The sequence below is a fragment of the Mycolicibacter sinensis genome (assembly GCF_001667375.1).
In the GTDB taxonomy this organism is placed as follows: domain Bacteria; phylum Actinomycetota; class Actinomycetes; order Mycobacteriales; family Mycobacteriaceae; genus Mycobacterium; species Mycobacterium sinense_A.
In genome coordinates this window covers 16,123-37,457 of record NZ_LZIN01000004.1, presented here as the reverse complement: position 1 = coordinate 37,457, position 21,335 = coordinate 16,123, and the positions used below count along the sequence as shown (strand labels likewise).

The 21,335-nt window shown below is 68.6% G+C and carries 19 protein-coding genes; 5 read left to right on the top strand and 14 right to left on the bottom strand.

The genetic code is table 11. The features are described from left to right. Nucleotides 1-2 precede the first annotated feature (2 nt). The 3 genes from A5771_RS00805 to A5771_RS00795 all read right to left on the bottom strand — a co-directional run bounded on the left by A5771_RS00805 (nt 3) and on the right by A5771_RS00795 (nt 1,325). Nucleotides 3-245 carry an RNA-binding protein gene (locus A5771_RS00805; RefSeq protein ID WP_019736217.1) on the bottom strand — a complete coding sequence of 81 codons (243 nt, stop codon included), beginning with the start codon at nt 243-245 and terminating at the stop codon, nt 3-5. A gap of 8 nt (nt 246-253) precedes the next feature. Continuing rightward, nucleotides 254-739 carry a 30S ribosomal protein S16 gene (rpsP, locus tag A5771_RS00800; protein ID WP_064853304.1) on the bottom strand — a complete coding sequence of 162 codons (486 nt, stop codon included), beginning with the start codon at nt 737-739 and terminating at the stop codon, nt 254-256. Between the two features lie 166 nt (nt 740-905). Next, complete coding sequence (locus tag A5771_RS00795) at nt 906-1,325, bottom strand: nuclear transport factor 2 family protein (protein ID WP_064853303.1); 420 nt, start codon at nt 1,323-1,325, stop codon at nt 906-908. A gap of 47 nt (nt 1,326-1,372) precedes the next feature. Here A5771_RS00795 and A5771_RS00790 point away from each other — a divergent pair, with 47 nt between their 5' ends. After that, complete coding sequence (locus A5771_RS00790) at nt 1,373-2,242, top strand: D-alanyl-D-alanine carboxypeptidase family protein (protein WP_064853302.1); 870 nt, start codon at nt 1,373-1,375, stop codon at nt 2,240-2,242. A gap of 11 nt (nt 2,243-2,253) precedes the next feature. Here the strand turns inward: A5771_RS00790 and A5771_RS00785 are convergent, their stop codons facing one another. Further along, the gene (locus tag A5771_RS00785) at nt 2,254-3,321 is read right to left on the bottom strand and encodes an amidohydrolase family protein (RefSeq protein ID WP_064853301.1); all 1,068 of its coding nucleotides are present in this window, start codon (nt 3,319-3,321) and stop codon (nt 2,254-2,256) included. A gap of 1 nt (nt 3,322) precedes the next feature. Further along, the gene (gene ffh / locus A5771_RS00780) at nt 3,323-4,879 is read right to left on the bottom strand and encodes a signal recognition particle protein (protein WP_064853300.1); all 1,557 of its coding nucleotides are present in this window, start codon (nt 4,877-4,879) and stop codon (nt 3,323-3,325) included. Nucleotides 4,880-5,182: 303 nt separating this feature from the next. Between ffh and A5771_RS00775 the strand changes: the two genes are divergently transcribed. The 3 genes from A5771_RS00775 (at nt 5,183) to A5771_RS22925 (ending at nt 7,550) form a co-directional block, all read left to right on the top strand. After that, entirely contained in the window at nt 5,183-6,016 is an 834-nt protein-coding gene (locus A5771_RS00775) for a PE family protein (protein ID WP_064853299.1), read from the top strand. Nucleotides 6,017-6,042: 26 nt separating this feature from the next. Continuing rightward, complete coding sequence (locus A5771_RS00770) at nt 6,043-7,224, top strand: PPE family protein (RefSeq protein ID WP_064853298.1); 1,182 nt, start codon at nt 6,043-6,045, stop codon at nt 7,222-7,224. Between the two features lie 134 nt (nt 7,225-7,358). After that, the gene (locus A5771_RS22925; protein ID WP_131808876.1) at nt 7,359-7,550 is read left to right on the top strand and encodes a hypothetical protein; all 192 of its coding nucleotides are present in this window, start codon (nt 7,359-7,361) and stop codon (nt 7,548-7,550) included. Between the two features lie 326 nt (nt 7,551-7,876). Here A5771_RS22925 and A5771_RS00765 read toward each other — a convergent pair whose 3' ends face one another. The 6 genes from A5771_RS00765 to A5771_RS00740 all read right to left on the bottom strand — a co-directional run bounded on the left by A5771_RS00765 (nt 7,877) and on the right by A5771_RS00740 (nt 16,460). Continuing rightward, nucleotides 7,877-10,279: a [protein-PII] uridylyltransferase gene (locus A5771_RS00765; RefSeq protein WP_064853297.1), complete on the bottom strand. Its 2,403-nt coding sequence runs from the start codon at nt 10,277-10,279 to the stop codon at nt 7,877-7,879. A gap of 32 nt (nt 10,280-10,311) precedes the next feature. Then, on the bottom strand, nt 10,312-10,650 hold the full coding sequence (locus A5771_RS00760; protein WP_064853296.1) for a P-II family nitrogen regulator: 339 nt from the start codon (nt 10,648-10,650) through the stop codon (nt 10,312-10,314). Further along, nucleotides 10,556-12,028, bottom strand: coding sequence for an ammonium transporter (locus A5771_RS00755; protein ID WP_082946983.1), 1,473 nt, complete (start codon nt 12,026-12,028; stop codon nt 10,556-10,558). The genes A5771_RS00760 and A5771_RS00755 overlap by 95 nt, the downstream gene beginning before the upstream one ends. 161 nt (nt 12,029-12,189) lie before the next feature. Then, nucleotides 12,190-13,599 (bottom strand): phytoene desaturase family protein, encoded by a 1,410-nt coding sequence (locus A5771_RS00750; protein ID WP_064853295.1) that lies wholly within the window; start codon nt 13,597-13,599, stop codon nt 12,190-12,192. 30 nt (nt 13,600-13,629) lie between these two features. Next, the gene (locus A5771_RS24240; RefSeq protein ID WP_165612849.1) at nt 13,630-15,165 is read right to left on the bottom strand and encodes a hypothetical protein; all 1,536 of its coding nucleotides are present in this window, start codon (nt 15,163-15,165) and stop codon (nt 13,630-13,632) included. 50 nt (nt 15,166-15,215) lie between these two features. Beyond that, nucleotides 15,216-16,460 carry a PE-PPE domain-containing protein gene (locus A5771_RS00740; protein ID WP_234782884.1) on the bottom strand — a complete coding sequence of 415 codons (1,245 nt, stop codon included), beginning with the start codon at nt 16,458-16,460 and terminating at the stop codon, nt 15,216-15,218. A gap of 287 nt (nt 16,461-16,747) precedes the next feature. On the opposite strand from A5771_RS00740, the gene A5771_RS00735 reads away from it, so the two are divergent. Continuing rightward, nucleotides 16,748-17,524, top strand: a complete 777-nt coding sequence (locus A5771_RS00735) for an SDR family NAD(P)-dependent oxidoreductase (RefSeq protein ID WP_064853350.1) — start codon at nt 16,748-16,750, stop codon at nt 17,522-17,524. A 21-nt stretch (nt 17,525-17,545) separates the two neighbouring features. Here A5771_RS00735 and A5771_RS00730 read toward each other — a convergent pair whose 3' ends face one another. The 3 genes from A5771_RS00730 to ftsY form a co-directional block, all read right to left on the bottom strand. Further along, the gene (locus A5771_RS00730) at nt 17,546-18,991 is read right to left on the bottom strand and encodes an amidase (protein ID WP_064853293.1); all 1,446 of its coding nucleotides are present in this window, start codon (nt 18,989-18,991) and stop codon (nt 17,546-17,548) included. Nucleotides 18,992-19,033: 42 nt separating this feature from the next. Further along, entirely contained in the window at nt 19,034-20,005 is a 972-nt protein-coding gene (locus A5771_RS00725) for a glycoside hydrolase family 6 protein (RefSeq protein WP_082946982.1), read from the bottom strand. A gap of 63 nt (nt 20,006-20,068) precedes the next feature. Further along, nucleotides 20,069-21,328: a signal recognition particle-docking protein FtsY gene (gene ftsY / locus A5771_RS00720; protein ID WP_064853292.1), complete on the bottom strand. Its 1,260-nt coding sequence runs from the start codon at nt 21,326-21,328 to the stop codon at nt 20,069-20,071. Nucleotides 21,329-21,335 lie beyond the last annotated feature (7 nt).

Sequence of the window (21,335 nt, the reverse complement as noted above, 5' to 3'; positions counted from 1 at the left end):
GGCTACCGGTCGGTGTCGACCACGTCCACGCGGATACCGCGTCCACCGATACCGGCGACGAGGGTGCGCAACGCCGTGGCGGTACGACCGCCGCGACCGATCACCTTGCCCAGGTCGTCGGGGTGGACGTGCACCTCCACGGTGCGGCCACGCCGGTTGGTCACCATGTCGACGCGAACGTCATCGGGGTTGTCGACGATGCCGCGCACCAAGTGCTCGACGGCATCTGCCACCACGGCACTCACGGCCGCACTCAGCTCTCGGTGGCCGGCTCGGCGGCCTCGGCAGCGGGAGCCTCGTCCTTGGCCTCGGCGCCATCGTCCTTGGCGTCGTCCTTGGCCTTCTTGGCAGGTGCCTTCTTCTTCTTGGCCGTGGTCGCCTCGGTGGTCGGGCCACCCTCGGCCTCGGCCAGCGCGGCGTTGAACAGCTCCAGTTTGCTCGGCTTGGCCGGCTTGACCTTCAGCTTGCCCTCGGCACCGGGCAGGCCCTTGAACTTCTGCCAGTCACCGGTGATCTTCAGCAGCTTGAGCACCGGCTCGGTGGGCTGAGCCCCGACCGACAGCCAGTACTGGGCGCGCTCCGAGTCGATCTCGATCAGGCTCGGCTCTTCCTTGGGGTGGTAGCGGCCGATGACCTCGATGGACCGGCCGTCCCGGCGGGTGCGCGCGTCGGCGACCGCGATGCGGTACTGCGGGTTGCGGATCTTGCCGAGCCGGGTGAGCTTGATTTTGACAGCCATGAATCACTCCTGGGTAGCACGCTGCAATTCAGCGATGCGGGCGGATTGCCCACCTCCGGTTTTGCCTCGCGTGTTGCGCCGGGAGACCGCACGCCCGATACGGGCACGGTCACACGACGGACAGCCGCCCATTGTGCCAGAACCGGCCCGCTGCGCAGAAATCGCCCTACGGCAGCTTCTCGAAGCACTTGGTCTCGACGCGGCGGGTCATCCGCCAGCCGTCGGCGGTGCGGACGAAGGCGTCGTCGTACCACAGGCCCAGCAGCATGGTCGCCGGCTTCTCCCCGCCGAACACCATCGGGTTGAAGCAGAAGGTGCGCGCGGTGGCCGTGTCCCCGTCGACCCGGATCGACGGCAGGCCCAGCATGTGGGCGTAGCCGGCGAAATTCGGCAGCACCTCCGCCAGCCAGGCCTTCACCTGGGGATAAAGCCCCTCGATACCGCCCATCGCGCGGTAATCGATGTAGGCATCCTCGGTGAAGACCGCGTCGAGGTCGTCGAAGCTGCGGGTGTCGATGGCGGTGGAGTAGTCGACCAGCAGCTGCTGGATCTGCCACCGATCCGACATTTCGGCCTGGCTCAGCATTTCTCGATTCAACACTGCAGTGGTAGGGGACGGTAAGGTAACCCGCCATGCGGAAACTTCTGGCCGCAATCGCGGCTGTGCTGACCGTGCTCGCCGCCACCGCCGTGACCGCCTCCGCCGATGTCGCCCAGCCGCTGGGTTCCGCACCGGTTCCGGCCGGCCCCGCGCCGAACTGGCTCATCGCCGACCTGGACTCCGGGCAGGTGCTCGCCGAGCAGAACGGGTACGCCGTCACCCCGCCGGCCAGCACGATCAAGGTGCTGCTCGCGCTGGTGGTGCTCGATGAGCTCAACCTCGACGACGCCGTGGTCGCCACCCCGGCCGACACCGCGGTGGAGTGCAACTGCGTCGGGCTCAAGCCGGGCCGCAGCTACACCGCGCGTCAGTTGCTCGAAGGCCTGCTACTGGTGTCGGGTAATGACGCCGCAAATGCGCTCGCGGACATGCTCGGCGGGCCCGAGGTGACCGTGGCGAAGATGAACGCCAAGGCCGCCGCGGTCGGCGCGACCAACACCCACGCCAGCACGCCGTCCGGTCTCGACGGCCCCGGCGGCCCCGGCGGCAGCACCCCGCACGACTTGGCGGCGATCTTCCGGGCGGCGATGGCCAACCCGGTGTTCGCGCAGATCACCGCGCAGCCGTCGGCGATGTTTCCCACCGAGTCCGGCGAGCGCCCGATCGTCAACATGAACGAGCTGCTGGCCCGTTATCCGGGTGCGTTCGGCGGCAAGACCGGATTCACCGACGCGGCCCGCAAAACCTATGTCGGCGCCGCGTCCCGCGACGGCCGGCGGCTGGTGGTCGCGATGATGTACGGGCTGATCCACGAGGGTGGTCCGACCTACTGGGATCAGGCCTCCGCGCTGCTGGACTGGGGTTTCGCGCAGGGCCCGATGTCGGGAGTCGGCAGCTTGTAGGCCGGCGCGACTCAGTACACGCGCCCGCGCAGCATCACCAGATCCGGCCGGCTCAGCACCTCCGGCCCGCCGCGCGGGTCCTCGGCGAAGCAGAGCAGGTCGGCCGAAGCGCCGTGTTCCAGCACCGGTGCTCCCAGCCAGCGCCGGGCATCCCAGCAGGCCGCACCGAGCGCCTCGGTGGCACTGAGCCCCACACCCGTCAGGGCGTGCACCTCGTCGGCGATCCGGCCGTGGGCGATCATGCCGCCGGCGTCGGTGCCGGCATAGATCGGCACCCCGGCCTCTCGGGCGGCGCCGATCCGCTCCCGGCAGCTCGCGTGCAGCGCCCGCATGTGCCCCGCGTAGGCCGGGTACCTGGCCGCCGAATCGGCGATCCCGGGGAAGTTCTCGATATTGATCAACGTCGGCACCAGGGCGGTGCCATGGGCCAGCATCAGCGCGATGATGTCGTCGGTGATCCCGGTGCCGTGCTCGATGCAGTCGATACCGGCGTTGATCAGACCGGGCAGGGCGTCCTCACCGAATACGTGCGCGGTGACCCGGGCGCCGTTGACGTGCGCGGCGTCGATGGCCGACTTCAGCACCTCGTCGGACCACAGCGGCGCCAGGTCGCCGATCCCCCGATCGATCCAGTCCCCGACCAGCTTCACCCAGCCATCGCCCCGACGGGCTTGGGCCGCAACAGCTTCCGGCAACCGGCTCTCGTCGTCGATATCGAGGCCCAAGCCGGGGATGTAGCGCTTGGTGCGGGCCAGGTGCTGCCCGGCTCGGATGATGCGCGGCAGATCGGCGCGGTCGTCGAAGCCGCGGGTGTCGATCGGTGAGCCGGCATCGCGGATCAGCAGCACCCCGGCGCGACGCTCGGTTTCGGCCTGGCGCAACGCCTCCTCGGCGTCGACCGGACCGCCGGGTCCGATCCCGATGTGGCAGTGCCCGTCGACCAGACCCGGGATGATCCAGCCGTCGGAGAACACCGTCTCGGCGTCGTCGACCGGCTCGAGGCTGACCGCGCCGTCGACGATCCAATACTCGACCGGTTCGTCATCGGGCAGCCCGCGGCCGCGAACGTGCACCGCCAAATTACTTCTGTCCCGGGAAGTTCAGCTTGGACAGGTCGAAATCGGCCAGCCCCGGCGGCAGCTCGTTGAGCCCCTCGGGCATCTGCGACAGGTCGGGGAAACCGGCCGGCATGGCACCGAACGGGTTGCGCGCCTTGGGCGGGGTGGGCCCCCGCTTCTTGCCGCCCTTCTTGCCCGCCTTGCCCTTTGCCTTACGGGTACTGCTCTTGCGGCCCATGCCGGGCAGGCCCATCCCGCCCATCATCGACGACATCATCTTGCGGGCCTCGAAGAACCGGTCGACGAGCTGGTTGACCTCCGACACGGCAACCCCCGAGCCGTTGGCGATACGCAGCCGGCGGGAGGCGTTGATGATCTTCGGGTCGGCCCGCTCGGCGGGAGTCATGCCACGGATGATGGCCTGCAGCCGGTCGAGTTGACTGTCGTCGACGGCGGCCAGCGCGTCCTTCATCTGGCCCGCGCCCGGCAGCATGCCCAGCAGGTTGCCGATCGGGCCCATCTTGCGGATCGCCAGCATCTGCTCGAGGAAGTCCTCCAGGGTGAGCTCGCCGGTCCCGATCTTGGCGGCGGCCTCCTCGGCCTTCTGGGCGTCGAAGACCTGCTCGGCCTGCTCGATCAGGCTCAGCACGTCGCCCATGCCCAAGATGCGACCGGCCATCCGGTCGGGGTGGAAGACGTCGAAGTCCTCCAGCTTCTCCCCGGTGGAAGCGAACAGGATCGGCGCGCCGGTGACTTCACGCACCGACAGCGCCGCACCACCGCGGGCGTCACCGTCGAGCTTGGTCAGCACCACACCGGTGAAACCGACCCCCTCGCGGAAGGCGTCGGCGGTGGTGACGGCGTCCTGGCCGATCATCGCGTCCAGCACGAACAGCACTTCGTCGGGCTGGACGGCATCGCGGATGGCGGCGGCCTGGGCCATCATCTCCTCGTCGATGCCGAGGCGACCGGCGGTGTCGACGACGACGACGTCGAAGTGCTTGGCCTTGGCTTCGGCCAGGCCCGCGGCGGCGACGGAGACCGGGTCACCGGGGCCGATCTGCGCCTCGTGCGCCTGGGCGGAGGTACCGGGATGCGGGGCGAACACGGCGACCCCGGCGCGTTCGCCAACGACCTGCAGCTGGTTGACCGCGCCCGGGCGCTGCAGATCGCAGGCCACCAGCAGCGGGGTGTGGCCCTGCCCCCGCAACCAGGTCGCCAGTTTGCCGGCCAGGGTGGTCTTGCCCGCACCCTGCAGACCGGCCAGCATGATCACCGTCGGCGGAGTCTTGGCGAAGGTGAGCGTGCGGGTCTGCCCGCCGAGGATGCCGATGAGCTCCTCGTTGACGATCTTGACGACCTGTTGGGCCGGGTTGAGGGCACCGGAGACCTCAGCGCCCTTGGCCCGGTCCTTGATCCGGCCGATGAACTCCCGCACCACCGGCAGCGATACGTCGGCCTCCAGCAGTGCCAGCCGGATCTCCCGGGCGGTGGCGTCGATGTCGGCGTCGGTGAGACGACCCTTGCTGCGCAGCCCCTGAAGAGCACCGGTCAACCGGTCGGACAGTGATTCGAACACGCAGCCAGCCTAAAGGGTGTCGGCCCACTGGGCGCGGTCGAGGCGGTGGGGGCAGTCGGACCTGACGATAATGTAACTGCGAAGTTAGAAATATCGCACAGTTAATGCGACGAATCATGGCGATTAATGCAATGTTTCATACTACTCACGGACCATTGGCTGCGTTAATACTTCTGCATGCAGCCGCTAACAGGATGTTACGCCTCTTCCGCCCACCCGAATTCGTGAAATTCTCAGCGTGCGGGTGGCACCAAACACCGCGGATCACTCGACGGTCGGGCCCGCAATCTGGGAGGAGAACGCATGTCATTTGTGAAAGCGGCGCCCGCAGCCATGACGTCAGCCGCGGGACAACTCCAAGGTATCGGCGAAGTCCTCGTCGCACAGAGCGCCTCGGCGCGAATCCCCACCACCGCCATCGCCCCGGCCGGCACGGACCCGGTTTCGCAACTACAAGCCGCCCTCTTTGCGACCTATGGCAGCCTCTACCAGTCGATCAGCGACCAGGCGGCGGTCGTTCACCAGCAGCTTGTGCGGGCCCTCGGGCAGAACGCCGTCATGTACTCCGCCGCCGAGGCGACCAACCAATCCACGACGTCGCTGGACGCGGCGATCCAAGGGTTCTTGACCGACGTCCTGGGTGTCCCGACCAGTGGCAGTTCTTCGCTGTTGTCCGGAAACGCCGCCAACATCGGCAACATCGGGATGGGCAACTGGGCCTCAGCCGGCTCGGCCCTGCTCGGCTTGGCCGGTGGCGGCCTTCTCGACTTTCCCGAAGAGGTCGCCGCCGATGCCGGCGGATTGGCCGGGTTGGACCAGGCCATGCTGGGCGGGATGGCGGGACCGATCGCGACGGCCGGCATGGGCGCGACACCGATGGCAGCTGGAGTCGCGCCGGCCACCGCAATGGGCGCCGCAACCGCGCCGGGTTGGGCCGGGGACAGTGTCGCGGCCGCGGCCGCCACTCCGGCTCGCCTGGCGGCCGCGAGCGTGGCTGCCCCGCAAACCGCGCCAACCATGGCAGCCGTGCCGGCCGCCCTGCCGTCAGCAGCATCGGGCGACCGTGGCGTCGGAAGATTCGGCGTACCGCGCTACGGCACCAAGCCCACCGTCATTCCCAGACAGCCCGCCGTCTAGTCCAGCCGACGAGAAGGGATACCAGCATGTCTTTCGATTTCGGAGCATTGCCGCCGGAGATCGTGTCGGCATGGATGTACAGCGGAGCCCGTTCGGGACCGCTGGTGTCAGCCGCCTCGGCGTGGAGCAGCCTGGCCGCCGAGCTGGAAACTTCGGCAACGTCCGCCCAGTCGGTGATCTCGGAGCTGACCGACGAACTGTGGACGGGGCCGGCGGCGGCGGCGATGGCCACCGCAGTAGCGCCTTATCTGGCGTGGCTGAACACCACCTCCGCTGCCGCCCACCACGCCAGTTCGCAGGCGATGGCGTCGGCGGCAGCCTTCGAGGCCGCCCACGCGGCGACGGTGCCCCCGCCTGTGATCGTTGCCAATCGGGCCCAGCTGGCAGCACTCGTCGCGTCGAATCTGCTCGGGCAGAACACCCCGGCGATCCTGGCCACCGAGGCCCACTACATGGAGATGTGGGCGCAGGACACCCTGGCCATGTTCGGCTACAGCACATCGTCGGCCAGCGCAGCTGAGTTGTCGCCGATGTCTCCGGCGCCGCAGCCCACCAATCCGGCCGGGGCGGCGGTCGCCGGCGCCAGTGCAGCCGTCGGGCTGCAGCAGGAGCTGGCCCACGCCCTCACGACCCTGCAGGGGGCGCTACAGACGGTCACCTCACCGCTGGCATCGTCAACATCGGCGGCCATGCCCCTCGGCAACGCCGTTGACCTCTTTCTCGGCACCCCACTGTTCTCGAATGCCATTAACGGAGGCGTGAACACTGCGGCTTGGTTTGTATGTACCGCGATCCCGACGGCGGTGTCGCTGGGCCACACCCTGGCCTTGGCGGGCCCGGCCAGCCTGGCTTCCGACGTTGTCGGCGCCGAAGGTCTCGCAGCCGGTTTGAGCCCAGCGGTGCTGGCCGGCGTGGCGCAACCGGCGGGGGCGGTGGCTTCCGGCGCGGCGCCGGTGTTGGCGGGACTGGGCCAAGCGGCCACGATCGGCGAGGTGTCCGTCCCGGCTTCTTGGTCGGCCGCGGCGGGAACGCAAGTCGCGGCATCGACAGGCTCGGGCTGGACCGCTGCCGCCGACGAGGCTGCGCCGATGCATGCCGTGCCGGCCGGGATCGGGTCAGCGACCTCAGCCGGACGCTCCGGGTCCGGTTCAGGTCTGCCCCGCTACGGCATCAAGCCGACAGTGATGCCCAAACAAGTGTTCGTGTGACAGCTGCCGGAGCGGCCCCTTGGTCTCTGGTCACTGCGGGGGCCTTCCCGTCCATCTGGGGCTCAGGGGTACGGGCCGGCGGACGCCGATGCCCCGGACAGGTTCGGTAGCGGATGCAGCCACAGTTGAGGCCGATGATGCATGCCTCGGGACCAACAGGACCTGCGCTCGGCGCTGACACCACCCGACCGGGCGACGCGGTCGCCGCGCTCGCCGGCCCGGTCAGGAACGCGGGGGCACCGCTGAGCCCGACCGCCAAGGCCACGCCGACAGCACCCAACCGCGCGCACGTCATCGTGCTGCAAAGCCTCATCACCACGTCCTGATGTTTCGTCCGTGTTTCACCCTGCTCACACGCTACGCGTCATTCCTGGCAGCTCTCTGACTCCCAGCCGCTCGCTCACCGAGCGGCCTGCCGCGGTCGCCGGTAAGCCCATCTCGGGAGAATGCAACTATCCAATCACTTATTGGATCAATTCGTCGGGATCCTGCCCGAGATACAACCAGCCCTGGAGCCACATTTTTCCGCGAGCGCCAATTAACGCGAGTGCCAATTAATCGGCACACACTCGAACTACCGATGAACTCCACGCCTACCCGGGAACAGGAAAACGGCGGGCCGCGGTCTGAATAATGGCCGAAACGTACTGAGTCAGGCCAATGCGGTGAGCAGATGCTTCTCGATCACTGTTCGATCCACCGGCCCAGGCAGGACGACACAGAACACGTCGTCTGCCGTCGACCCCCTCGTGGTGACCTTTGCCCACACGACGTCGGCGCCGGCCCGTTCCAGCGCCGCGGCCAGCCGTGCCAGGAGGCCGGGGCGATCCGCAGCACGGACTTCGATGATCGGCCGGCCCGGTGTGCTGTCAAACCACAAGATTCGAGGCGGGGCCGCCGGACCGCTCACCGGCACCCCGACGGGAACCTCACCGTAGGTGGTCCGGTGCGATTCGTCGTGGCGTCGCTGCACCCCGGCGTGGACGTCGATACCGTCCGCGAGCGCCAGGCGGAACTGCTCACCGACGAGCTGGGCAACCGGCGGTGCGCCGAAGTGCGGAGACACCACGAACTCGGTGATCACCGCCCCATGCCGAACATTGACCGTCGCGGTGTGCACCCGCAACGAATTCATGGCCAACACTCCCGCAGCCTTCGACAGCAGACCCCGCTGCGCGGGGGCGATCATGACCGCGCGGTAGCCGCGTCCACCGGCGTCGCGGCGCAGGTCCACGTGTATGTCACCCGCTTTCGCCAGCAAGACGTACTCGGGGTCGATCGGGTCGGCCTGCGGCAGCGGCTCACCGGCCATGACGAGGCGGCAGCGCCGAACCAGGTCGGCGACCAGCGTTGCCTTCCAACCGTTCCACGTCTCCGGACCGGTTGCCAGCGCGTCGGCCTCGGTCAACGCGTGCAGCGCCTCGATCGTCACCATGTCTCCGCCCAGCGCCGCCGCAACACCCGCGATGACATCCGGATCGTTGAGGTCGTGCCGGGCGACGACCTTCGACAGCAGCAAGTGGTGCTTCACCAAAGTGGAGAGCATCGTGACATCACTGGGCCACAGACCCAGCCGAGTACCGATCCGGGCCACCAGCTCAGCCCCGATCAGGCTGTGATCGCCACTCCGGCCTTTGCCGATGTCGTGCAGCAAGGCCGCTAGGGCCAGCAGGTCGGGGCGCGCCACCTGGGTTGTGAACGCCTGGGCCCGAACCGCGGTCTCGATGAGATGCCGGTCGACGGTCCAGATGTGGGCAGGGTCGCGGGGCGGCAGATCGCGGATAGTCGCCCATTCCGGGAACAGCCGACCCCACAGCCCGCTGCGATCCAGCGCTTCGATGGTTGTCACGATTGCCGGGCCGGCGGCCAATACCACCAAAAGATCATCGAGAGCCTCCCGAGGCCACGGCTCCGGCAGCTCGGGCGGATCGCGGGCCAGGCGGCTCAACGCGGCTGACGCGATGGGCAATCCGGTGCGGGCAGACGCGGCCGCCACCCGCAACACCAGACCGGGATCGCGCTGCGGCCGGGCGTCGCGGGCCAGTACCACCTCTCCGGAGAATGCGACCACCCCGTCATCCAGGGGTCGCCGTAGCCGCGGCCGCACCGCGGAGATTCCGCGTCTTGGCAGTGCATTGGCAGCGATTCGCAGACCCGCGTCAACGCGATAGCTGATGGTGCGAGCCGCATCCGACAGGCTGCGCGCCAGTTCGTACCGGTCGCCGATGCGCAACGCAGCACCGATCTCGTCGGCGTATTGGGCCATCAGCAGCTCGTGCCCGCGCCCGGAGACTCGATGCAACTCGGTACGGACGTCAAGCAGCCGGACGTAGGACGCATCGACCGAACCACCTCCGATCTCCGAACTGCAGACAGTCGCACGGTCCGCGAGTTGAGCGATCGCCAAGGCGTTGAGCAACTGCACATCGCGCGACCCTCCGCGTCCGCATTTCAAGTCGGGCTCGACGCGATGCGCGATTTCGCCGCTACGCCGCCACCGCGCGTGCGTCGTTTCGACGAGTTCACCGTAGCGAGAACCGATTCCGTACCGCCACCGGTGGCGTACCTCGCGGATCAGTTGCGTCGAGAGCCACTCATCTCCGGCGATATGGCGCGCATCCAGCATGCCCAGGTTCGCAAGCAGATCAGCTCCGGCGACCTCGATAGCCTCGGCTACGGTACGCACGCTGTGGTCGAGGCGAACTCCTGCGTCCCACAGCGGATACCACAACAGCGCCGCAACCTCCTCGACTGCCTCGGCTGATTTGCCGTCGTGCAGTAGCAACAGGTCCAAGTCTGAGTGGGGTAGCAACTCGCACCGGCCCAGTGAACCGGTCGCGGCGACTGCGAATCCGCTGTCTGCCACGATGCCGATCTCCGCCGCCTTCGCGGTCAACCAGCACTCGTGCAGCCGTCGCCACTCATCCCGCAGCCCAGCCGAATCCAGCCGGTCCGCGCTCTCTGAGCGAAGCGCTGCCCGTGCCCGCGCCAAATCAGTAGTCGCGCAGAAAGATCGCACTGACCGTGTTGCGGGCTCCCCTTCGCGTTGCGTCATCGCGGCCCACCGAGGTCAACTCGGGTCAGATCTCATAGGGCATCTGCTCCACGCTCACCGGTGCGGACCCGCATCACGGTTTCCACCGGGCTCACCCATACCTTGCCGTCGCCGATCTTTCCGGTGCGTGCCGCGCGCGCGATGATGTCCAGAATCTGTTCTACCGCAGCGTCCTCGACCAGGACCTCAACCCGCAACTTCGGCACGAAATCAACCGAATACTCCGCCCCCCGATAGACCTCGGTGTGGCCTTTCTGCCGCCCATAACCCCGAACTTCACTGACCGTTATGCCCTGCAGCCCCGCCTGTTCCAAGCCGGTCCTGATGTCCTCCAGCGTGAAGGGCTTCACGATCGCGGTAATCAGCTTCATATTCACTTCTCTCCTCGGCGGAATGGACAGGACCCGGGCTGCCGCCGACCGCGAAGTCGTAGCCGCTTTCAGCATGTAGCGCTTCGTCGATGCCCGAGGCTTCAGCTTCCGCGCCCAGACGCAGTCCGATGGTGTATTTGACGATCCATGCCACGGCAGCCGTGCCCACCGCCGAATAGGCCGCAACGCTGCCCGCGCCGATGATCTGGCGCCACAACTGCTGCGTACCGCCGCCGTAGAACAAGCCGGGAGATACGCCGGCACCACCGGCGATCGCAGCGGTCGCAGGCGCCGCCAAGAAACCCACCAGCACGGTACCGACGAACCCGCCGACCAGGTGTACCCCGACGACATCAAGCGAATCATCCAGGCCGAAACGATATTTCAAGCCCACTGCAAAGGCGCAGGCGACGCCGGCAACGGCACCGATGATCAGGGCGCCGACAACGTTCACCGAGGCGCACGACGGGGTGATGGCAACCAAACCGGCCACAATCCCCGACGCCGCACCCAGCGAGGTGGCATGCCCGTCTCGGATTCGCTCAGCCAACAGCCAACCGAGCATTGCCGCGGCGGCTGCCACCGTGGTGGTGATGAATGTCGACCCCGCGACACCGTTCGCGCTGACCGCCGACCCCGCATTGAACCCATACCAGCCGAACCACAGCATCGCCGCGCCGAGCATCACCAACGGGAGATTGTGCGGACGCATCGCCGCCGGCCAGCCGCTGCGCCTGCCCAGGATGACCGCCAGTACCAACGCGGCGGTGCCGGCGTTGATATGCACTGCGGTGCCGCCGGCGAAGTCGATCGCATGCAGCTTGTTGGCGATCCAGCCACCGTGGGCCGCCGCCGCTCCGTCGAACGCGAACACCCAGTGCGCGACCGGAAAGTACACCACACTCACCCACAGAGCGGCGAACAGCAGCCAGCTTCCGAACCTCAACCGATCGGCAACCGCCCCGGAGATCAACGCCACCGTGATGATCGCGAACATCAACTGAAACGCGACAAAAACGTTCTGCGGCACGGTACCGACGACCGGAATCTCAACCGCCGAGCTGGTGCCGCCCGAACCGGCGGGCGCCGCATTGACACCGATTAGTCCCTTCAGGCCCCAGTAATCGGTAGGGCGGCCAAGCACATTGCCCACGTCCTCACCGAAGGCCAGCGAATACCCGTAGAGCACCCACAACACGGTCACCACACCCATGGCACTGACGCTCATCATGATCATGTTCAGCACACTTTTGACGCGCACCATCCCGCCGTAGAAGAACGCCAGACCGGGTGTCATCAGTAGCACCAGCGCGGCGCTCATCAGCATCCAGGCGGTATCGCCGGTGTCCGGCACCCCCAAAATCGGAAAACGATCCAAGTGTCCAGACCCCCTCGCCGACCCAGCTGTGCGATATGTAGATCAAGTTGGTCAAACAATGCGTAGTGGTTGTTTCGGCTGCAGCGCCGCGCTGTTGCGGACATGTCACAACCTGCTCACACCGCCGGGGCCACAATTCAGGCCGCGACATCCGGATTCGGCTACAGATGGCGCAGTGCAAGGCGCGCTGCGTTGGCCCCGCACATGCCGTGCGCTCCCGGCCCCGGTGGGGTGGCAGCCGAGCAGATATAGGTACCGGGAATTCCGGTGCTGTACGGCGAGAGCGTGATGCGTGGGCCAAAGACCAACTGGCGAACGTCTTTTGCGCCGGTCATGATGTCGCCGCCGGCGAAATTGGGGTTGTAGACCGCCATCTCGCCGGTGCTGCGCACGGCCTGACCGACGACGCGGTCGCGGAAACCCGGGGCGAACCGCTCGATCTGGGCGATGATCGCCGCGGTGGCGTCCCCGGTGTAGCCGTGGGGCACATGGGCGTAGGTCCACACCGGATGCACATCGCCGACGGATCGTTGCGGGTCGGCCAGGTATTGCTGACCGACCAGGACGAACGGCCGCTCGGGCATGCGTCCGGCGTGGACGTCGCGTTCGGTGGCGGCCAGCTCGCGGTGGGTGCCCGCCAGGTGCACGGTGCCGGCCAGCCGGGCATCGTGGTTGGTCCACGGCACTCTCTGCTCCACGGCGAAGTCAACTTTGAAGGCCCCCGGGCCCCGGCGGAACCGGCGGTAGGCCCGGGCCACCCGGCGCGGCAACCGGTCGCCGAGGATCTGTGCGACGGCGTCGGGCGCCAGGTCGAACAGCGTCACGTCGGCGGGCGGCAGCTGCGATGCCGAAGCCACCCGCACGCCGGTTTCGATGGTGCCGCCCAGTTCGATCAGCGCGGCGGCCATCGCATCGGCGATCGCCTGCGATCCCCCCGCGGCCACGGCCCAGCCGTGCCGGTGGCCCGCGGTGAGGATGCCCAGCCCGATCGCCGAGGTCATCGGATAGTGCAGCGGCCGAAACGCGTGCGCGGCCACGCCGATGAACAGCGCCCGGGCCTGCGGGGTGCGAAACCAGTGGGCCAGCCCCGAGGCGGGCAGTGCCGTTGGGGCACCGAAGCGGGCCAGGGTCAGCGGGTGGTGCGGCAACCGCAGCAGCGGGCCCATGATGTCGGTGTTGAGCGCATCGAACCGGGCGACCGGACCTTCGAATAGACGTCGCCAGCGGCCGCCGTCGCGGCCCAGGCCGGCCGCGGTCTGCTCGACCGAGCGGTACAGCACTCCGGCGCTGCCGTCGTCGAGGGGATGCGCACAGTCGACCTGCGGCCAGCGCCACTGCAACCCATAGCGATCCGGATCGAGCCCGGACAGGAACGGGGAGCCGACCGCCATCGGGTGAATGGCCGAGCAGTCGTCATGCAGCAGACCCGGCAGGATCGCCTCGCTGCTGCGCGCCCCACCACCGACCTCGTCGGCGGCCTCGAGCACCGTGACCTGCACCCCGTGCTGAGCAAGCGTCACGGCGGCGGCAAGCCCGTTGGGCCCGCCGCCCACCACGATCGCTGTGCTCACGCCGCCACCTCCCGCCGGCAGCCCGCGACGCTAGGCGGGATTGCCCGGTGCACCGCCGGCACCGCCGGCGCCACCTGTCCTGCCGTCGTTGGATGCACCGGGCAAGCCCGGGCTGCCGGATGCGCCGTCGGTGGCTCCGCCGTTGCCGCCGTGGCCCCCGTCGCCGCCCGGTCCGACGATGCCGTTGCCGCCGGACCCACCGGCACCGCCGGCCCCGCCGGCACTGTCCACCAGGTTGGTCGCCGCGCCACCGTTCCCGCCGCGGCCGCCGTCAGCGCCGGTCAGGCCGCTTCCACCGGCTCCGCCGGCGCCGCCTGCACCGCCGGTGCCACCGGTCGTGCCGTGGCCCGCGGCTCCGCCGGAGCCACCGTCGCCACCGCGGCCCCCGACGCCGAGCGGGTTGTTCAAACCGGCACCGCCCTTGCCTCCGGAGCCCCCGTCACCGTCGATACCGGCCTTGCCGGCTCCGCCGACCCACGCGTTGCTAGCACCGGCCGCGCCGCCCTGACCGCCGTCGCCGCCGTTGCCGCCGTGGCCGCCCATCGGCTGGGAAGCCGTGCCGGCCGAGCCGGCCGCTCCGGCTCCTCCGGTACCGCCTTCACCGCCGTCGCCGGTGATGCCCAGGAACCACCCGGCCTTGCCGCCGGTCCCGCCGTTGCCGGCGTCACCGCCGTTGAGGGCGGTCACCTCGGAACCGTTGACACCGACCCAGCCCGATCCGCCGCGGCCGCCGGCTCCGCCGAAGCCCCACCCGGCCAGGGCGTCGCCCCCGGAGCCGCCGTCACCGCCGTCATGCGCCACCAGCCTCGGGCCGCTGAGAGTGTCGTGGAAGCCGGTACCGCCCTGGCCGCCGACGCCGCCGTCGCCGAACCACCAACCACCCGAGCCGCCCTGGCCACCGGCACCGGCCTCGACCACCGTGCCGTCGGCGCCCAGGTAGGCGGCGGCCCCCTGACCGCCCGCACCGCCGTTACCGAACAAGCCGGCATCGCCGCCCGCACCGCCCATGCCGCCGTCGACCCCGGCCACACCGGCAGCACCGGTGCCACCGTCGCCGAACAGGAATCCGCCGTCACCGAGATCGCCCAACCCGAGCCAGCCGAACAGCGAGTTGTTGACGCCGGTAAAGCCATCGATACCGTCGCCGATCAGATCCCGGCCGAACATCAGCACCCACGGCGTGTTGATCAAGTCGATCACCAGCTGATTGCCCGCGTTGTGCAGGAAGCTCTGCAGCGCACTGTGGATCGGGAGGTAGAAAGCATCCTGGTAGAGCTGCGCCCAGTCGGCCGGCTCGAACGCATTGAAGTCGACCGAGCCGATGTCGGCGGGGTCGAAGCTGGCCACGCCGATGTCGGCCCCCTCCAGGCCAGCCGGGTTGAGGTCAGACAGGTCGAACCAGGCTCCGGGATCGAAGAAATCGAAATCCGCCTGGGCCGACGGTGCGGTCACCATGGGTGTCAGCGCGAGCGCCAACGCCGCTGCGGCACCGCCCACGGCACGACACAACCGGCCGGCCGCGGCGCGACCACGCCCACCGGAGCTGCGACGATGACGACGATTCATTGTCAATTGACCTTTCTGCGACTGGGCTGTGCCCACCGGCCGAAGCCGGTTTAGGCGGGGGCGATCGTGTCCAGGCCGAGCAGGTCGGCGATCCAGGATGCGTCGGAGTTGCCGTCCACGAGAGACCCGAGGGAGCTCGCGAGGTCCGAACCGTCCGCAGGGTCGGTGGCCGCAGCCGAACCGCCCAACCACCAACCGGTGTCCTGGATGTCGAAGTAGACGCGCTGCGCCGCGGTCAAGATCGACGAGAACAGGTCGTCGCCAAGGAATCCCCCGGGGAGATAGGTGTTCAGATTCTGCAGTTCCTTGAACGCGTCCTGGATCCCTTGAGTCCAGGCGTTGGCCAGGGCGGCGTTGATGTCGCCCCAGCTGATGTTGCTCGGCAACAGGTCCCAGCTGATGGTGGTGGGCACGTTGGCCGGGCCCTGGTTCCAGCCTTCGGTGAGGCTGCCGTATCCCAGGTTCACCAGGATGCGCATGCTCGGTTCCAGCAGCGCAGCCAGAGGGGCACCCCAGACCGGGTTGAGCCGCAACAGCTCGAGCAGCGGCAGGTGCTCGCTGGGAATCATGTAGTAGTTGGTGAGACTGTCCGGGTCGGTGGTGTCCAACTGAATTGCGTTGGCGATGTCGTCGTGGCTCAGGCCCAAATATGCGATGTGCTGGGTGAACATGCCGGCTATGGCATTGAGAGTCGACAGCAGGTTCAGCGGATACCGGGGAAAGTCGGCGTAGCCGTCGTATTCCAGGGTGTAGACGTCGGTGGTGAAGTAGTCCGGAGTCGGGTGACCGAGCATCAATCCGTTCCAGAAACTGACGTCGCCATCCCAGAGGTTGAGCATTTCGACGATGCCACCATTGGGGTTGGCGGCGTTGCCGACCAGCACGAAGTGGACGTCCTCAGCCGGCACCCCCTGGTGGTAGAGCTGCTCCATCGTCATCGACGACATCGCCGCACTCTGGGAGTAACCGAACACATACACCGGGTTGTCGGCGTTCACCTGCCCGGTGGCGATCTCCTTGTTGATCGCCTCGGCCAGGATCTGGGCGCCTTGGACTTCCGAGACGTTTCCCGGGAAGTACAACTGGGGCGTGAACAGTGATTGCGCGGTGCCGGTGAAGCCGTGCGGCTGCAAATAGAACAGGTCGGCGGTGTTCACATATCCGTCCGACGGCAATGGAATACCGCTGCCGCCCATAACGAATGCGGTACCCCCGCCGGTCAACTGCACCGCCGGCGGCAAAGCAGCGGACGACCGCGCAGTCAGCGGCAACGCGCCGACCATGCCGGCGAACACGGCGAAAACGCTTACGGCAGCGACGACTACGCGCCTACGGCGGGGCGCAGCCGCTCCCCCCGCACGCGACATCGCAACCAGTTCTCCCATGAAAACTCCCAACCCACTGACCCTGCGATCGAACCGTTACCTGATCGAAATTAGACCACCCGCAACAGTTTTAGTCAGTCGTTCCGCCGAACGCCAGCCAGGCTGACATAACTTCGGTTATTGGACGTAGTGATAATGTCGGCCAATTCCCTCGACCGAAACCCGGGCCGGAAAGGCGTCCGCGTAAAGTGTCTGCCGTGGATATAACTGGAGCAAGCGCGATCGTTACCGGTGGCGCATCAGGAATCGGTGCGGCAACTGCCCGCCAGTTGGCCGACAAGGGCGCCCGGGTCGTCGTGGCCGACCTGCAGGCGGACAAAGGTACGGCGCTGGCCCACGAGATCGGCGGGGTGTTCGTGCCGGTGGACGTGACCAGCACCGAGCAGATCATCGACGCCGTCAACACCGCCGCGGACCTCGGCCCGCTGCGGGCACTGGTGAACTCGGCCGGCATCGGCTGGGCCCAGCGCACCATCGGCAAAGACGGCGAATTCTCCTCGGCACACAGCCTGGATGCGTACAAGAAGGTGCTGGACATCAACCTGGTCGGCACCTTCGACTGCATCCGGATCGCGGCCACCGCGATGGGCCGCAACGAGCTCACCGACACCGGCGAGCGGGGCGCGATCGTCAACATGACCAGCGTCGCGGCCTTCGACGGCCAGATCGGCCAGGCCGCCTACTCGTCGTCCAAGGGTGGCGTCGTGGGCATGACCCTGCCGGTGGCCCGCGACCTGTCCGCGGTCGGTATCCGGGTGAACACCGTCGCGCCGGGCCTGATCGACACCCCGATCTACGGCGAGGGCGAGGCCTCGGAGGCGTTCAAGGCCAAGCTCGGTGAGTCCGTGCTGTTTCCGCACCGGCTCGGCAAGCCTGAGGAGCTCGCGTCGATGGTGGTCGAGCTGCTCACCAACTCCTACATGAACGCCGAGGTCGTCCGGGTGGACGGCGGCATCCGGATGCCCCCGAAGTAGGTAGTAGTAGGTTTCGCGCGCTCAACCGGCTATCGGCGGATGCGCCGCCGACCACGGGTGCGCTGATTCCAGCTGCGAGGCAACACGAATCAGGATGTCCTCGCGGGCGTAGTCGGCGGCGAGCTGGACGCCGATCGGCAGTCCATCGGCGTTGCGGTACAGCGGAAGGCTGATCGCGGGCTGTCCGCTCATGTTGAACGGCGGCGTGAACGCGGCGAACCGGCCGGCCCGCCGCTGCGGGGCGGTCGGAAGCGCGGGATCGTTCTCGAACTCGCTCAGCAGTGGTGGCGGCTCGGCGACCGTCGGTGTCAGCAGCAGATCCCAGCCGTCCGCCCACCACTGCTGCAATGCGCGCCGAAAGGTCCAGCCCGCCGCCTGCGCGGCGGCGTAGTCGACGGCGGTCAACCGCTGCGCCTGCTCGACCAGCGCCCAGTTCACCGGCTCCATGTCCGCTGCGGTCACCTCGCGTCCGAGAGTGGCGCCGATACCGCGGGCGGCCAGCGCCATCTGCGTCGCCCACAGTGCCATGAACCGGTGCACCAGCGCGCTGTCGGCAAGACAGGACGGCCAGGCCGGTTCGACGATGTGCCCGAGGCCCTCCAGCATCGACGCCGCCGCCCGGACCGCCGATCGGCAGTCCTCGTGCAGAAAGTCGCCGCGCGGATGCGCATCGAGGAATCCGATTCGCAGCCGTCCCGGGTCGGCACCGACTTCCTCGACATAGCTGCGTTGCGGCTCGGGCGCGATGACGGTGTCCCCCACACCGGGACCGCGCACCGCGTCGAGCAGCCCGGCGGTGTCACGTACGGAACGGCTGACGCACAGTTCCACCCCCAGCCCCGCCTCGGCCCGGACCGGACCGACCGTGATCCGGCCTTGGCTCGGCTTGAGACCCACGATCCCGCAGCACGAGGCCGGGATGCGGATACTGCCGCCCCCGTCGGAGGCGTGCGCGAACGGCACCATTCCGGTGGCCACCGCGACCGCCGCCCCGCCGCTGGACCCGCCCGGCGTCCGCTCCGGCGCCCACGGGTTGCGGGTCGGTCCCCACGCCAGTGGCTGGGTGGTGGGCAGGCTGCCCAACTCCGGGCTGTTGGTCCGCCCGGCGATGACCAGCCCGGCCGCCTTGAACCGAGCGACCAGGGTGCTGTCCGAACTGGCGAGTCTGCCGGCTGCTTTCAGAGCGGCGTTGCCATTGGACAGCGTCTGCCCGGCGAAGTCGGCGTAGAGGTCCTTGAGCAGGAACGGAACCCCGCGAAACGGTCCCCGAGGCAGCTCGGTGCCGGCGGCAACCGACCGGGCATGGTCGAACCACTCCATGACCACTGCGTTCAACGCCGGGTTCGAGCGCTCGATCCGCTCGATCGCGGCGTCCAGGAGCTCGGTCGGCGTGACCTCACCGTGGGCCACCAACGCCGCCTGGGCGGTGGCATCGGTCCACCGGAGTTCTTCGGCAAGTGCGCTCATGGCTTCTGGTTTACCCGACGGGAACCGTGCCGGCGCGGACGGCTATCCCGCGTTACGCGCCAGGTTGATCGCGTAGTCGCTGACGAAGTGTCCCGCGGCGGGTTCGCCGGAGCCGCAACTGCCGTCGGACTCCCCTACCCGCTTGACCCACAGGTAGGCATCGGCGTGCGCGCCCGCGGTGTCGGTCGTCGGCGCCGCACCCAGCGCCCGGCCGCTGGGGTTGCACCAGCCGTACGGGTCGCCCTCGGCGGGGCCGGCACCGTTGCGCGAGGTGTCGATCACGTAGTGCTTGCCGCCGGTCATCCCGGAAATCTCTTCGCCGTAACCGATCTGCTCTTCGGTGGTGAAGTAGTTCGTGCTGTTGAGGGAGAAACCGCGGGCGCGCCCCACCCCGGCCTGGTTGAGCCGGTTGGCCATTTCGCCGGCGTTCACCCAACGCGAGTGCCCGGCGTCGACGTAGACCGCGGTGGCCGGGTTGCGGCCCAACGTATCCACGGCGTAGCTGATCAGGTCGAAGCGCTCCTGGCGCGCATCACCGGAGAGGCAGTCGGCCATCGCGAGCGCGTCGGGCTCGAGGATGATCGCGGCCGGGTTGCCGCCGATCCCGTCGGCGACGCTGTCGACCCAGGCGCGATAGGACGCGCCGGAGGAAAAACCCCCGGCTGCGTAGCTGCCGCAGTCACGGTGCGGGATGGCGTAGAGCACCAGCACCGGCATGGCACCGGCCGCGGCCGCCGCCCCGGTGTGCCGGGCCACGGTTGCGCCGACCGCACCGGGCCCGAACGCCTGGTCGAGCCAGTACGCCTGCGGCGTGTTGGCGACTCGGGCCAGCTCGGCGCTGTCGGGCTGGGCATTGGCGGCATGCATCGCCTTGGAGATGGGATCGACGTAGAAGGGCATGCCGGCCAGCGGGTTGTCCCCGTCGGCGAAGGCCGGAGCGGCGCCGACGAGGGCCGCAACAGTCAAAAGGGGGGCGAGACGGCGCGCGAGGGCACCAAATGCTGAGGGGAGCATAGGGAAAAATTACCGTAGCGGCCGACCCTGGTAACAGGGTGGTCACGATCGGCGCGGGATCGCTCAGCCGAGCAAAGCGTCGACGAAGGCCGCCGGCTCGAATGGAGCCAGGTCGTCGGGGCCCTCGCCGAGCCCCACCAGCTTGACCGGCACCCCCAGCTCCTGCTGCACCCGGAACACGATGCCGCCCTTGGCCGTGCCGTCCAGTTTGGTCAGCACCACCCCGGTGATATCGACGACGTCCGCGAACACCCGAGCCTGCGCCAGGCCGTTCTGCCCGATGGTGGCATCGAGCACCAGCAGCACCTCGTCGACCGCAGCACGGCGGGTCACCACCCGCTTGACCTTGCCGAGCTCGTCCATCAAGCCGGTCTTGGTGTGCAACCGGCCGGCGGTGTCGATGACCACCACGTCGGCACCGGCCACGACGCCCTTGTCGACGGCATCGAACGCGACCGAGGCCGGATCGGCTCCCTCGGGGCCGCGGACCACCTCCGCACCGACCCGCGCCGCCCAGATCTGCAGCTGGTCGGCCGCAGCGGCCCGGAAGGTGTCGGCCGCGCCCAGCACCACCCGCCGGCCGTCGGCCACCAGCACCCGGGCCAGTTTTCCGACCGTGGTGGTCTTGCCGGTGCCGTTGACGCCGACCACCAGCAGCACCGACGGGTGCTCGGCGTGCGGCAGCGCCCGGATGGAGCGGTCCAGGTCGGGGTGCAGTTCGCCGATGAGCACCTCGCGCAGCACCGCGCGGGCGTCGGCTTCGGTACGCACCTGCCCGCCGGCCAGCCGTTCGCGCAGCTGCGCGACCACCGATTCGGTGACGGTGGGCCCCAGGTCGGACAGCAGCAGGGTGTCTTCGACGTCCTGCCAGGAGTCCTCATCCAGGTCTCCGCCGCCGAGCAGCCCGAGCATGCTGCGGCCAAACGCGTTCTGCGACTTGGCCAACCGGCCGCGCAGGCGCTGCATCCGGCCGTCCACCGGCTCGATGTCCGGTTCGACGGCTTCGGCGGGCGCCACCGGGGGCTCGGCGGGCGCTTCCGGGGGCGCCTCGGGGGCCACTTCGGGCAGTTCGACATTGGTAATGGTGCGCCGGGGCGCGTCCCGCGGCACGGTCGCGTCGTCGCCGATGACTGGTGCCTCATCGGTCCGGCTGAACGTGATGCCCGACGAAGCAGCGTAGCCGCCCGAGCGGTCCAGGCTCTCACGCTGGGGCGCGGACAAGCTGATGCGCCGCCGGCGATGGCGCACCAGGCCGAAGATCAGTGCGGCGATGACGACGAGTGCGGCGGCGACCGCGATGGCGATCCAGAGACCTTCAGACACCCCGCCA